Origin of the sequence: Wolbachia endosymbiont of Tribolium confusum (assembly GCF_020405475.1) — a bacterium.
In the GTDB taxonomy this organism is placed as follows: Bacteria; Pseudomonadota; Alphaproteobacteria; order Rickettsiales; family Anaplasmataceae; genus Wolbachia.
Map to the genome: position 1 here is coordinate 203,673 of NZ_JAIZNT010000001.1, position 12,928 is coordinate 216,600.

General features: G+C 34.0%; 16 protein-coding genes and 1 tRNA gene. 10 read left to right on the top strand and 7 right to left on the bottom strand.

Annotated elements, in window-relative coordinates:
• Positions 1–55 precede the first annotated feature (55 nt).
• Both mraY and LEM02_RS00975 read left to right on the top strand, forming a co-directional pair.
• The gene (mraY, locus tag LEM02_RS00970; RefSeq protein WP_226079468.1) at positions 56–1,036 is read left to right on the top strand and encodes a phospho-N-acetylmuramoyl-pentapeptide-transferase; all 981 of its coding nucleotides are present in this window, start codon (positions 56–58) and stop codon (positions 1,034–1,036) included.
• 5 nt (positions 1,037–1,041) lie between these two features.
• The gene (locus LEM02_RS00975) at positions 1,042–1,635 is read left to right on the top strand and encodes a ribonuclease HII (protein WP_226079338.1); all 594 of its coding nucleotides are present in this window, start codon (positions 1,042–1,044) and stop codon (positions 1,633–1,635) included.
• 7 nt (positions 1,636–1,642) lie between these two features.
• Here LEM02_RS00975 and virB9 read toward each other — a convergent pair whose 3' ends face one another.
• The 3 genes from virB9 to LEM02_RS00990 form a co-directional block, all read right to left on the bottom strand.
• Complete coding sequence (gene virB9, locus LEM02_RS00980; RefSeq protein WP_226079339.1) at positions 1,643–2,428, bottom strand: P-type conjugative transfer protein VirB9; 786 nt, start codon at positions 2,426–2,428, stop codon at positions 1,643–1,645.
• Between the two features lie 240 nt (positions 2,429–2,668).
• A complete protein-coding gene (locus tag LEM02_RS00985; protein WP_369409591.1) occupies positions 2,669–3,034 on the bottom strand; it encodes a histidine phosphotransferase family protein in 366 nt (121 codons plus the stop codon).
• Positions 3,019–3,294 carry a hypothetical protein gene (locus LEM02_RS00990; RefSeq protein ID WP_012481935.1) on the bottom strand — a complete coding sequence of 92 codons (276 nt, stop codon included), beginning with the start codon at positions 3,292–3,294 and terminating at the stop codon, positions 3,019–3,021. Before LEM02_RS00990 ends, LEM02_RS00985 begins: the two co-directional genes overlap by 16 nt.
• Positions 3,295–3,431: 137 nt before the next feature.
• Here LEM02_RS00990 and purM point away from each other — a divergent pair, with 137 nt between their 5' ends.
• Positions 3,432–4,469, top strand: coding sequence for a phosphoribosylformylglycinamidine cyclo-ligase (purM, locus tag LEM02_RS00995; RefSeq protein ID WP_226079340.1), 1,038 nt, complete (start codon positions 3,432–3,434; stop codon positions 4,467–4,469).
• Here the strand turns inward: purM and purC are convergent.
• Positions 4,466–5,188: a phosphoribosylaminoimidazolesuccinocarboxamide synthase gene (gene purC, locus LEM02_RS01000; RefSeq protein WP_226079341.1), complete on the bottom strand. Its 723-nt coding sequence runs from the start codon at positions 5,186–5,188 to the stop codon at positions 4,466–4,468. The two genes, purM and purC, sit on opposite strands and share 4 nt — an antisense overlap.
• 74 nt (positions 5,189–5,262) lie before the next feature.
• Between purC and trmD the strand changes: the two genes are divergently transcribed.
• The 5 genes from trmD to LEM02_RS01025 all read left to right on the top strand — a co-directional run bounded on the left by trmD (position 5,263) and on the right by LEM02_RS01025 (position 10,118).
• Entirely contained in the window at positions 5,263–5,961 is a 699-nt protein-coding gene (gene trmD / locus LEM02_RS01005; protein ID WP_226079342.1) for a tRNA (guanosine(37)-N1)-methyltransferase TrmD, read from the top strand.
• Positions 5,958–6,335 carry a 50S ribosomal protein L19 gene (gene rplS, locus LEM02_RS01010; protein ID WP_226079343.1) on the top strand — a complete coding sequence of 126 codons (378 nt, stop codon included), beginning with the start codon at positions 5,958–5,960 and terminating at the stop codon, positions 6,333–6,335. The genes trmD and rplS overlap by 4 nt, the downstream gene beginning before the upstream one ends.
• Before the next feature lie 158 nt (positions 6,336–6,493).
• Positions 6,494–7,828, top strand: a complete 1,335-nt coding sequence (locus tag LEM02_RS01015; protein WP_226079344.1) for a PstA family ABC transporter permease — start codon at positions 6,494–6,496, stop codon at positions 7,826–7,828.
• A complete protein-coding gene (locus LEM02_RS01020) occupies positions 7,825–8,622 on the top strand; it encodes a phosphoribosylformylglycinamidine synthase subunit PurQ (protein ID WP_064085770.1) in 798 nt (265 codons plus the stop codon). Before LEM02_RS01015 ends, LEM02_RS01020 begins: the two co-directional genes overlap by 4 nt.
• Before the next feature lie 389 nt (positions 8,623–9,011).
• Positions 9,012–10,118, top strand: coding sequence for an ankyrin repeat domain-containing protein (locus tag LEM02_RS01025; RefSeq protein WP_226079345.1), 1,107 nt, complete (start codon positions 9,012–9,014; stop codon positions 10,116–10,118).
• Positions 10,119–10,514: 396 nt separating this feature from the next.
• Here the strand turns inward: LEM02_RS01025 and pdxH are convergent, their stop codons facing one another.
• From pdxH to LEM02_RS01040, 3 genes are read right to left on the bottom strand one after another with little or no spacing between them, the layout of a single operon-like run.
• Positions 10,515–11,108, bottom strand: coding sequence for a pyridoxamine 5'-phosphate oxidase (gene pdxH, locus LEM02_RS01030; RefSeq protein ID WP_226079346.1), 594 nt, complete (start codon positions 11,106–11,108; stop codon positions 10,515–10,517).
• Between the two features lie 15 nt (positions 11,109–11,123).
• Positions 11,124–11,939 carry a bifunctional DNA-formamidopyrimidine glycosylase/DNA-(apurinic or apyrimidinic site) lyase gene (gene mutM, locus LEM02_RS01035; RefSeq protein ID WP_226079347.1) on the bottom strand — a complete coding sequence of 272 codons (816 nt, stop codon included), beginning with the start codon at positions 11,937–11,939 and terminating at the stop codon, positions 11,124–11,126.
• Positions 11,905–12,048, bottom strand: a complete 144-nt coding sequence (locus LEM02_RS01040; protein ID WP_164741535.1) for a hypothetical protein — start codon at positions 12,046–12,048, stop codon at positions 11,905–11,907. The genes mutM and LEM02_RS01040 overlap by 35 nt, the downstream gene beginning before the upstream one ends.
• Positions 12,049–12,067: 19 nt before the next feature.
• On the opposite strand from LEM02_RS01040, the gene LEM02_RS01045 reads away from it, so the two are divergent.
• Both LEM02_RS01045 and LEM02_RS01050 read left to right on the top strand, forming a co-directional pair.
• Positions 12,068–12,140 (top strand) — tRNA-Thr (locus LEM02_RS01045).
• Positions 12,141–12,227: 87 nt separating this feature from the next.
• On the top strand, positions 12,228–12,476 hold the full coding sequence (locus LEM02_RS01050) for a hypothetical protein (protein WP_226079348.1): 249 nt from the start codon (positions 12,228–12,230) through the stop codon (positions 12,474–12,476).
• The last annotated feature ends 452 nt before the right edge of the window (positions 12,477–12,928 follow it).

The window sequence follows — 12,928 nt, forward strand, 5'->3', positions numbered from 1 at the left end:
AAATTGAGGTTAGGTAAAGCTTTTGGTATAATACCCAGTCAATTTGGATAGGCAAGTGATCTTAGCTACAAAGACGTTTTTTATCTCATTTATTTTTGGGTTTATTCTCTTGCCCTATTTTATAAAACTTCTAAAAAAGATAAGTAAAGATGGACAACCAATCAGATCATATGGACCAGAAAATCATTTAATAACAAAAAAGAATATACCACCTATGGGTGGAATAATAATACTCACTTCTGCTTTATTACCAATCCTGTTTTGGACTCAATTAACACAAGAAATTTTATTTTTAGTATTTATAACCCTATTTTTTGCTCTACTTGGATTTATTGATGACTATTTAAAATTGAAGACAAATCACCACCGAGGTTTAAGTGCAAAAACCAAAATACTTATTCAGTTTGTCGTTACTCTGGTCTGTATGTTTATACTTAAGCTACAATCTGCTGAAGGTTTTACAAAAATTTCTCTATTTAGAGAAGTAGCAATCGACCTTGGCTATCTATATCTTCCGTTTGCTGCATTTGTAATTGTCGGCTCTTCTAATGCTGTGAATCTCACAGATGGTTTGGATGGCCTTGCTGCAACTCAAGCCATTACTTCCTTTGCTTTTTTGGGGCTAATTGCATACATCACTCAGACAGATGTAAACATTACTTTATTCTGCATTGCATTTATAGGAGCTATTTTAAGTTTCTTGTGGTTTAACACACATCCAGCAAAAATATTTATGGGTGATGTTGGAAGCCTATCAATCGGTGCAGCTTTAGGACTCACTAGTGTTTTAATTAAAAAAGAAATGCTTTTTGCCGTTATTGGAATAATCTTTGTAATAGAGACTTTATCTGTGATTATTCAGGTATCATATTTTAAATATACAAAATTTAGATATGGAGCAGGAAGAAGAATTTTCCTTATGACACCAATACATCATCACTTTGAAAAGAAAGGGTGGTCAGAAAATACAATAGTTATAAAATTTTGGATAATTTCTATCGTTTGTTCGATTTTTGCTTTAACTTTCTTATTATAGGAACTATGAAATATCCAGATTTCACATTAGAAAATACATTATCAGGAATTATAGCAGGAGTAGATGAAGTTGGAAGAGGTCCGCTTGCCGGTCCAGTGATATCTGCAGCTGTAATATTTACTGATAGAGATACGGTTATTGATGGAATAAACGACTCAAAAAAGCTAACCCCTAAGTGTAGGCAAGTTCTATACGAAAAAATAACGTCTGTTGCAAAATTTGGTATAGGAATGGCAAGTGTAGAGGAGATAGACTCATACAATATCTTGCAAGCAACAAAGCTTTCAATGAAACGTGCGCTGGTAAATTTAGATTTAGAACTAGATTATGTGTTAGTTGATGGTAACCAACCACTTGAAGTGAAATGGCAAACAAAGTCTGTAGTGAATGGTGATAGTTTAAGTATATCAATCGCAGCTGCTTCAATCATTGCAAAAGTTACAAGAGATCGTCTTATGGAAGAATTGCATAATAAACATCCTCAATATAATTGGTATAAAAATAAAGGATATGGAACAAAAGAACACCTCAGCGCTATTGGCCTTCATGGAATTACGAAGCACCATAGAAAGAATTTTGCACCTATAAGAATACTATAGCCTTTAATCACTTACCTTTTTTGAAAGGTATGTTTTCATTAAACAGGCAGACTGTACTTGATCCGTTTCTTAAGGTAAATACCGAGCTTACTCTTTCAATTATCAGGTAGTCATCAACTGTACGAAAATTTATCAAGGACTCATATCCTGCAGAATCAACCATAAAAACTGCCGGGAAATCAGAGTTTATTTTATTAAATTGTAGATATGTAAATTTTCCGTCATCAAAAACCTTAATTGGTATTATTGATTGACTGCCTTTAACGTGCGAGATGGAATAGTTAAAATTCAAGCCTTTCTTTATAACCTCAATATCACTTATATCAGGAATAGTGGTATGACTAGCTTGCTCTAGAATATCACCGTTACTCGTTGAATAAATTTCATCACTGTTGAACAGTGGATAAAGAAACCTTACTTCATATGCTAACCTTGGATCATCTATCCCGTTTGCTTCTTCAGCATGAAACTCGAAATAATAAACTCTTTTATTGGTAATTATAGTTGCATTAGTATCGGCAATATCATCTATAGGCTTAATAAATAATCTATTACCTTGAGGAAGAAGTTGCCAACCGGTTGCATCACCCATTGAAAGACTCTCTATTACCTCCCCTGGCTCAAACAATATGCTGGATTGATAACCATAAAAGCCCGTGTACTTATGTATAGCCTGTGGATTATAATTCATTACCTTTATGTGGTTATCACCAGCTATTGGCCGTGGTTCCTGTTTTGCAAGTGCATCACCACCACAAAAAAATAATAGTGCAACAAAGAGTAACCTAATCATAGTATCAAAATAAACTGATCTTTATTTTATCATTGATAGACATGTACTGCAACTGTCAAGCTATCCCAGTAGTAAGCGACAGAAAATGCAAGCTTCATAATAATTCATTACTGCAGGAAAAAGGGGAGTGTTAAATAAACTACAGATTTTATGTCTAGGTTACTCCACAAAATTTTTCCTTTCCTTATCCAAGATTCAAATCTATAGTATCGAGTCCTTTTCATGAAATATGAAGCCATCTCAAGTTATAGTTAAGCCTATATTCAGTGAATTACTTTCACAAGTGCAATTGATTTTAGTGTTATACTGTTCTAACAGTAAAGAAGTCATATAGATAATAATGTCTTTTGTATCCAAACGAATATCATTTTTTTTTGTTAATTTGCTCACTAATAATGTACTTATTGATTTATGTTCATTTACTACTTTTATAGTGAGTAGTGTTTTATCTTCTGTTTTAGTCAGTAAAATAGACACTAATTCAATTTGTGCCACTGCACTGATTATAGTTATCACCATATTGGAAATTATCTTATTTATTTTTTCAATTAAGTTTTCTGTAAGACATTCACTTACTCTCCACTGAAGCTTTACTTTTTTTTTAATAAATAATTTTCTATATTGGATTTAGTCTTAACAAAGCTGCAATTATCTGATGAATGAGAATACGCTTGCTTCATAACTTTATATTTATATATTAAATCATCGGAGCTTTCTTTAAGCAATGACAATGCTTCGTTTTGCATATTAGGGTTGTTTTCTTCAAGCTCTTCCAATCCACCCACTATTCCTTGCATAGAACTAGCAAAATCATGAAGAATTCGTCCTGATAGGCACTCTGTTATTAACATTATGTTTTTATTCATTGGATAAAAGTATAAATGATTTAAGTTAACCCTATATTGGTAGGCACGTAGTAGTCAATTTAAGAGAAAGTTTCGTTGCGTTTTTTGTGTCAAAGCATTAATGTAGTATTAATAATTATACGATTTGTTAAGACGCTATGAATACTTATGCTAAATCTGGAATAGACCTTAAACTATATAATGAACTAATAAAAAAAGTTAAACCTATTATTGAAAAGACTAAAGGAGAAGAAGTAATTAGTGAAGTAGGATCATTTTCCGCATTGTTTGACTTTTCTTCGCTGAGTAAGAAATACGACCATCCAGTACTTGTTTCCTCAACTGATGGAGTGGGCACAAAACTATTAATAGCTCAAGAGGTGAATAAGCATGATACTATAGGTATAGACTTAGTTGCAATGTGTGTAAATGATTTACTTGCACAAGGAGCAACACCTTTATTTTTCCTTGATTACTTTGCAACAGGCGTTTTAAACAAAAACGTTTTATTGTCTGTAATCCAGGGCATTGCAGAAGGGTGCAAGGAATCTAAAATAGCATTAGTTGGTGGAGAAACTGCAGAAATGCCTGGAATGTATGGTAACAATCACTATGACCTTGCAGGGTTTGTGGTTGGTGTTGTTGATCGAAAGCAAATTCTTCCAAATTGTAGTATAATGAAAGCAGGTGACTGTGTAGTTGGTTTAGAATCAAATGGAATTCACTCAAATGGATTTTCTTTGGTGCGCCATATTTTTAAAAGCTTAGGTATAAATTATAATGATATATCTCCATGGGATAATAAATCTTGGGGTGAAATATTACTTAAGCCAACAAAGATATATGTTGATTCTTTGTTGCCTATTATGCCAAAGGTAAAAGGCATTGCGCATATAACAGGTGGCGGGTTAATAGACAATATTCCAAGAATTCTCTCAGGAAATTTATTTGTAGACATAAATATTAATTCTTGGAAATGGCCAGATATATTTTTATGGCTGAAAGAAGAAGGCAAAATAGAAAAGAGAGAAATGTTAAAAACATTTAATTGCGGCATAGGTATAGTACTGATTGTAGATCCCGATAATATGAAGGATGTGGAAAGCCATTTCCAAAAGCGTGGAGAAAAAATTGAGATTATTGGAAAACTTGATGAGGCATGTAACCCTCCACTTGATAGAGTAGTATTTAGTTAGTCTAACTTTACTGACAGTCTTTTTGCAACTTCTGAGTATGCTTCCTTTAAGTTTCCTAGATTTAAACGGAAAACATCTTTGTCTAGCTTTTTATGCGTATTTTTATCCCATAGCCTACAATTATCAGGGCTGATTTCATCGGCTAAAATGATTTTAGTGCTGTTGTTTATCAATTTGCCAAATTCTAACTTGAGATCAACTAAATATATATTTGCATTTGAAAATAGGTCGACTAAGATTTTGTTGATCTTTAAAGTTGTAGTTTTAACTTCTTCCATTTCTTTATGGGATAACCAACCAAAATATAGTATGTGATTTTCATTCACCATTGGGTCGGCTAGGTCATCATTTTTGTAAAAAAACTCGATTATAGGAGATGTAAGTGTCTCACCTTCTTTGATATTAAAACGTCTGCAAAAGCTGCCAGCTGCAATGTTTCTAACCACTATCTCAAGAGGTATTATCTTGAGTTTTTTGACTAGCTGTTCTCTTTCGTTTAGAGTGTTTATAAAGTGCGTGCTAATCCCTGCTTCTTCAAGCTTTTCCATGATAAAAGCACTAACATGATTATTAATTATTCCTTTGCCCTCAATAATTTCATATTTTTCCTTGTTGAGCGCTGTAACATCATCTTTAAAGTACTGTATAACAGTTGATGAGTCTTCAGTTTCAATAATGACTTTGGCTTTACCTTCGTATATCGTTTTATTCAGTGACATATTTAATTTAACTATGTATCATATCAATTTACTGTTCTTAGAGTATAGCCCCAAATAACTTAAAATAAACCTTAATGGCGTTCAATGTTACAATATTAACCATATTTCCAGAAATGTTCCCCGGATTTTTGAACTATTCTCTTGCTGGAAGAGCGTTGGAAAAAAAAATATGGAATCTTGAAATAGTAAATATTCGTTCTTTTGCTAAAGATAAACATTCAACTATAGATGATGTTCCATATGGAGGTGGAGCAGGGATGGTTATGCGCCCAGATGTGATTGGTAATGCAGTTGATAATGTGCTTTCTGCTCATAAAAATACTAGATTTATTTATATGACTCCATCTGGTACAAAATTTAATCAGAGCATTGCAAAGGAGTTAACAGAAATTCCTCATGTAACAATATTGTGTGGCCGATTTGAAGGTGTTGACCAAAGAGTAATTGATGTGTATACTCCTTATGAGTTAAGTATTGGAGATTATATACTTTCGGGAGGTGAGCCAGCTGCGATGGTGGTTCTTGATGCATGTATTAGGCTTCTTCCAGGTGCAGTAAATAATTTCGATAGCGTTGCTGAAGAAAGTTTTAGTTATAGTGGTGGTATGCTTGAATATCCTCAATATACTAGGCCTGAGCAGTGGAATAGGTACAAAGTTCCTGAGGTTCTGTTGTCTGGCAATCACAGAAAAATAAGTGATTGGAGAAGGGAACAGTCATATGTTAGAACAAAGGAACGTCGACCTGAATTGTTGAATGGAGATGATAAATGACAAACTTGCTTGAAAAATTTAACGAACAACAAATACAAAGATTAGCTAAAGAGATGCCAATCTTTCGTCCTGGTGACGATTTGAAGGTCACTTTTAAGGTAGTTGATAGTATGGGTGAGCGTATACAGATATTTGAGGGCGTATGTATATCAAAAAGAAATCGTGGATTACACTCTTCTTTTTCAGTTAGAAAGGTAAGTCATGGGGAAAGTATAGTATCACAATTTTTTGTTTACTCTCCTGCATTAATTTCAGTACAAGTGATAAGAAAGGGAAAGGTCCGTAGAGCAAAATTATATTATCTGTGCAAGCTATTTGGGAAAGCTGCAAGGATCAAAGAACGTACCACTTATGTTAAAAAAAAATCTAAGTAGATACAATAGGGAGTGATGTCAATTGTGTCATCTCAAAACTCTCTCTTATTATCCCAGTGTGTAACGCACAACTGTACGTTTGCCTCCCGCTGTGGTGTCATCCCAATGTTTGACACTGGGATCCAGCATTCATTATTCTCCTTTTGGTTTGTGCTTTCATGAGAAATATAAAAATTATTTGCAGGCAAAGCCTGCTAGATCTCAGTGTCAAGCACTGGAAAAAGGGGAAAGTTTTTTCAAATCCTCATATAAAGAAAAACTTCCTTAAGTTACTTCAATCTAAGCGCGTACATGCTCGTGTAAAAAGAAAAAATAAAAAGAACAACATTTTATGCTTTTGCTCTTTTACAGCACTGATTGTCTCAATTGGGTGTCCTATATGTATATTACTAAGTATATTAGTTAACTCTTATAGTGCTTTAACAGTAACGAAAATTTTATTGCCAGTTGAAATAAATGCTGATCTTATTTTAACTAATAATCCTGGTGATTTACGATATAAGTCCATTAGCCTACTCAATAACTCTTTACATAAAGTGTTTAAAGGAATTGACTTTAAAGACAGTGACGAAATTTTAAGTCGTAACTCTTACAAAGAGCTAGAGAGGTTTTTTCTTAAGAGAGTAAAAAATAGTGGTGAATATGAGATTTGGTTTACCGCATCGAGTGTGATCAATTCACTATATAAAAATAAATGTTTGAATGATCATTATGCTAAATTACTTGATTGGTTAAAAGAGAAGGGAAGAGTAAGAAAATTTTTTAATAAGTCTCTGTTTCTTAAGTCTGATTCTCGTGAGCCTGAGAATGCAGGGATTTTAGGGGCATTTATCGGTTCATTAATGACAATTATAGTATGCTTGGCGTTGGCATTGCCAATAGGAATTATGTCAGGTATCTGTCTTTATGAATTTATGCCTAGAAATAGGCTAATAACCAGTATTGTAGAAATTAGCATGAATAACCTTGCTGCAGTGCCTTCGATAATATTTGGTGTGGTAGGACTGACTCTCTACTTGGGCATATTTGGGTTACCCCGTTCTTCACCGTTTGTTGGCGGGATGACTCTTTCATTTATGATGCTGCCTAATATTATTATTGCAACAAAAAATGCCTTTACAAACGTTCCTATTGCAATAAAAGATGCAGCGTTTGCGCTAGGTGCACCTCACATCAAGGTGATATTGGATCACTCTTTACCGATTGCGTTGCCACGGATAATACATGGTGCAGTGCTTGCAATTGCAAGGATTTTAGGCGAATCTTCCCCTTTACTTATGATAGGCATGGTAGCATTTATTGCTGATACACCTACATCCTTCTTCGATCCGGCAACTGTTTTACCTGTACAAATATACATATGGTCAAGTAGTCCTGAGATTGCATTTATTGAGCTTGCTGCCATTGCAATTATAGCTTTATTGTTAATGCTATTTGCTTTGAATTTAATAGCAAATTTTGTAAAAAGAAAGTTCGAGTTTTTTGATTCATGAAAATTACAATCCTATCTGGTTATGGCTTAAATTGCGAAAAAGAAACTGCATTTGCATTTATGGAGTGCAGCAGAAAGCTTGGTATTAATAATATTGAAGTAAAAATCGTTCACATTAATGATATTATAGATAATCCAAGTGAACTGAAATTAAGCAATATACTTGCAATTCCAGGAGGTTTTTCCTATGGTGATGATACTGGTGCTGGTAATGCATTTGCTTTGCGTATAAAAAACAACTTGTTAGACGAATTTCAAAATTTCTTATCTCAGGATAAGCTTATTATAGGGATATGTAATGGTTGCCAGATATTAGTAAAGTTAGTTCCAGAATTCTCTAATCTAGCTTTAACCTCTAATGATATAGGTAATTACCAATGTCGTTGGATTAGAGTGAGAGTTAATCCGCAGAGTAGTTCTGTTTGGCTACGGGGCCTGAGTGAGCTATATCTTCCTGTTGCTCATGGAGAAGGCAGGTTTTTTATGGATCAAGATATTTTAAATCAATTGATTGAAAATAATTCCGTTGCACTGCGTTACGTTGATGAAAATGGTGACTATGCAAATTTACAATTTCCTTACAATCCAAACGGATCTATATACGACCTGGCAGCTTTGTCAGACAAAAGTGGTAGAGTTTTAGCTTTAATGCCTCACCCAGAGAGAGGAATATTTTTTACTCAGCAGGACAACTGGCCTCTTGAAAAAGAAAAATGTAAACGTTCAGGAGTGGCTATGCCAAAATATGGTGATGGAATGCTCATATTTGAGAATGCACTAAAATATTTTGCGTAAGTATTACAATACGTTACATACAACAAGCCATAAAAAGTCACTTTATCAGCCCCTTATCATGACAATAAATCCTTATTTTTGGGTTCAATGACAAAATTCAGTCAGAGTATTTATCGGCGAAATTGTAGCGGTTTTTTAAATTTTTCTACATTCAGCCAAAACGTGTTTGTGAGCACATTAAATTATTAAAACTCACTACCAAGGGGTCCTTTTGCCTTTTTTCCATTTGGTAAATTTCTTGATATTTATAGCTAAAAAATACCTGATTCAGAAATTTTAATAAGCTAGTGAATACAGCAAGCGTGAAAAAAAACTCAATGGATAAATATGCTTGCTTGAGTATTCATTATTTTGATATAGTATGCTTTTGTATATAATAGAGGGTAAACATGTTCAGTATAGGTCAATGGCTTTTAGATGAGAGTATTCCATTACATACAGCTGCTTTTCGCGGTGAAATAAGCAAAGTTAGGTCATTACTTAATGCAAAAATTGATATCAATATCAAGGATAGAGCTGAATTTACAGCCTTACATAAAGCTGCTTATTCAGGGCAGTTAGACGTAGTAAAGTTACTAATAAGTAAAGGGGCTGATGTTCATGCAAGAACTATTGAAGGCAGTACACCTTTGCACTCTGCTATTATGAGTGAAAACAAAACTACAGTAAAAGCTATAGTAGAGGAGTTGATTAAAGCAGGAGCTGATCCTGATATAAAAGACTATACTGATAGTAAAACACCTTTACATATTGCTGCTCAAAATGGACTTGCAGAAGTTGTAAAGGTGTTACTTGATACTCAAAAAATCGAGGTTGATGCTAAAGACAATACATTTGGTAACACAGCTCTGCAAGCAGCCGCTCAAAATGGACACACTAAAATAGTTGAATTATTGATTAGTACAAAAAAGGTTGATGTTAACACAACAGACAAAAATAATTTCACACCCTTGTATTCAGCTGCTCAGAATGGGCATAAAGCAGTAGCCAAGGTGCTTCTTGATAACGGTGCTAAAGTCAATGGTTGTGGTGTCGGTAGAGATCCCTTAAGTGTGGCTGTTAACAATGGCCATAAGGAGATAGTTGAGTTATTACTTAGTGTAGAAGGGGTGGATGTCAATATTAGCAATAGGCTTGGTAATACACCTTTGCATGTAGCAGCTATCAAGGGCCATGAAGAAATAGCAAGATTACTGCTAGAAAAAGGTGCTGATACTAATATTAAAAACCATTCAGGAAATACTCCTTTACAAGCAGCTGCTAAAAGCGCAAAAAACAGCAACTGGCGTAATGATGTCCCGGATCCACAAGGATTTCAGAGATTTCTTGGGTTAGTTGGTTTTGGAGATTTGGGAACATTACGTTCATCTCAGCAATCTCTTGGGCAGAAAAAAGTTATGGAGCTTTTGGTACAACATATGAAGAATGCCAGACCTAGCTCATCAGTAGATGAAGTTGACTTATCAAAAATTAATATATCCGGACCTAGCAAGTGATGTATATTAGTTAAGAGAGAGGCACTTACACAGTAGAGCTTTCCATACGTATCTGTTCAAGCAGAGTGGAAAAATAAGATAGGCGAGAAAAGACAATTATAGGAATGAATAGTGTCATGAAAGTAGATGATACTGATTCCTTTATGATGGTGTCATTCCAGTGCTTGACACTGGAATCTAGAAAAATTTTGAGCACAAAAGAGGCTATCTTATGTTAAGTTTTTATTGGTAAGAAAAGCTAGATTCCAGCATCAAGTGCTGGAATGACACCCATTCTACTTCATCATCTAATGATGAAAATCGGTGTCAGCTACTTGGATGACATTATGGAAGCTGAGATGACAAAAAAGGAAGCACTGGTTTCACATGCATCTGAACAGATGCTATTTTTTACAATTAAGGATATAGTTGCTCTATTTTCCAATTGCTTTTCTCAACAAGAGTGTATCTAAATCTAGTATGTCTCCTATGCTCACCTTCTTGCCAAAATTCAATTATTTTTGGAATTACACAAAATCCCACCCAAAAGTCAGGACGAGAAACTTGTGTATTGTGAAATTCTTTCTCTTTCAATTCTATAGCCTGCTCAAAATCTTGCCAATTTTTCAGAACTCTTGATTGTTTTGAGCACCACGCGCTAATTTGACTATCACGTGCTCGAGAAGAGAAATATTCGTCAGCCTTTTTGCCGCTTAGAAGCCTAACTTCTCCTTCAATTCGTACTTGTCTAGAAAATTCTGTCCAATGAAATACGAGTGCAGCTTTGGGGTTCTCAGTCAATTCTTTTCCTTTTCTACTGTTTACGTTAGTAAAGAACACAAAACCTTCTTTACTATATTCCTTTAGTAATACCACTCTTGCAGATGGAATGCAGTCTTTGCTACACGTTGCTAGCGTCATTGCAGTTGACTCTTTACACGGAAAATTAAGTACTTCTTGATACCACTTTGAAAACAAATCAAAAGGATCTTTTTCAGGTAAGAGTGTCATATGCAAAAATAAAATTTAATTCTGACATGCATTGCAAAAATAAGTGCTACGACCATTTTGTCGTATAAGTGTTATGATATTGTTGCAGATTCTGCAAGGTTTTTGCACTTTACCATATACGTAAAAGTTATTTTGAAAGTATCCAGCAGATCCAGATGGTTGTGCATAATCTTTCAGTGTTGAACCACCAGCAGCAATTGCATCACTCAGAGTATTTTTTATTTCGATAGCAAGTTTTTCGCACTCTATATATGTTAAATCTTGTGCTAGCCTAAGTGGTGATATGCGAGCTCTAAATAAGCTCTCAGAAGCATATATGTTACCTACGCCAACTATTAGCTTATTATTCATTAATACTGATTTGATATTTGCTTTTCTGTTCTTTAGCAACTTCTGTAAATAATGTCCGTCAAATTCATCTGTGAGGGGTTCTATTCCTAGGTTATTAAAAAAATTTAGTTCTTGCTCTCTGTTTAAAACAATCACTAATCCAAACCTTCTTGGGTCATTAAAGATTAGTGAAGTGTTGTCAGAAAATAAGAATATCACATGATCATGTTTGTTCTGTGCTTGATTGTCTTCAGCATATATAAGCTTTCCGCTCATGCCAAGGTGTATGATTACAGCCATACTAGCATCTATATTCGAGATTATATATTTACCTCTACGCTTGATATCATTTATAACTTTGCCCTTTAGCAAATCATCAATATTCTTCGTTATTGGTACACGCAAATTCCAATTATTGACTGTAACATTACTTATTTTTTTACTTTTGATTTTATCAAATAAGAAGTTAGAGATTACTTCCACTTCTGGGAGTTCTGGCATCTTGTCTACTCTGTTGCTGTTTTTTTCTTTTTAGAATATTTTGCTTTAAAGCTTTTGCCAATCTTTTTCTCTCTTCTTCTTTTTCCTTATTTTTTTTTATGTTATTCATTATCATAATACGTGAACTTGCCGTTGTAGCTCAGGTGGTAGAGTACGTCATTGGTAATGACGAGGTCCCAAGTTCGAGTCTTGGTAACGGCACACTGAATTGTACTCATGTTGTTGTATGTATTCAACGTTTATGATTGTGAGACATTGAAGCTGCCTGTATCTATTATAAAGTAATTAGTGAGGTCTAAAATAGGAAAACAAATGGTGGAAAATGTAATTGTAGATTTATCGCACTGGAGGCAGGATGTAGATTTTAAATTAGCAAAAGAAGATGGAATATTAGCCCTAAAAGACAGGAAAAACGACTTATTGGATAAGCTTTTTGCTAATTGGCAAAGTAAACAAAGACAACTTTTGTATATCTTTGTTAGTAGTGAGTATCTTACTTACATACTCTCACTTAAAGTCTTTTTCATAATTAGCTGACACAATTACGAGTATCTTTACTTAAAATCAACTACAAAGTTTAAAAGAACCAAGGTTATAGAAGTTTTCTATGTTCTTATCATCATAGCGCTGTTACTACAGTAATAACACTAAGAATAACTATAAAGTTTCTTTGAATGATAGTTGAATTTTGATTGAAATTTTGAGGCTATAAAAACCGCAGGTACCAGTTGGTTTTTATTAGCTAAAGTAAAGGTCAAGTATCTGGAATTCTGAACATAAAATCCCCCTGTGAAAAAAAGATTAGAAAAAAATGTAGTGTACATACGACAAAAATTAAGTATGTGTGTATACGCTGAAGAGGATACGCTACATTTTTTTATGAGTTTAATAAAAAAAGTCTGCAGACAAAGATAAATTTTTGAGCTCTAAAAGTATCTCTAATTGTAGTTATAATCAGATTTAAAATATGTGGAAGTAATTTTTAGCTA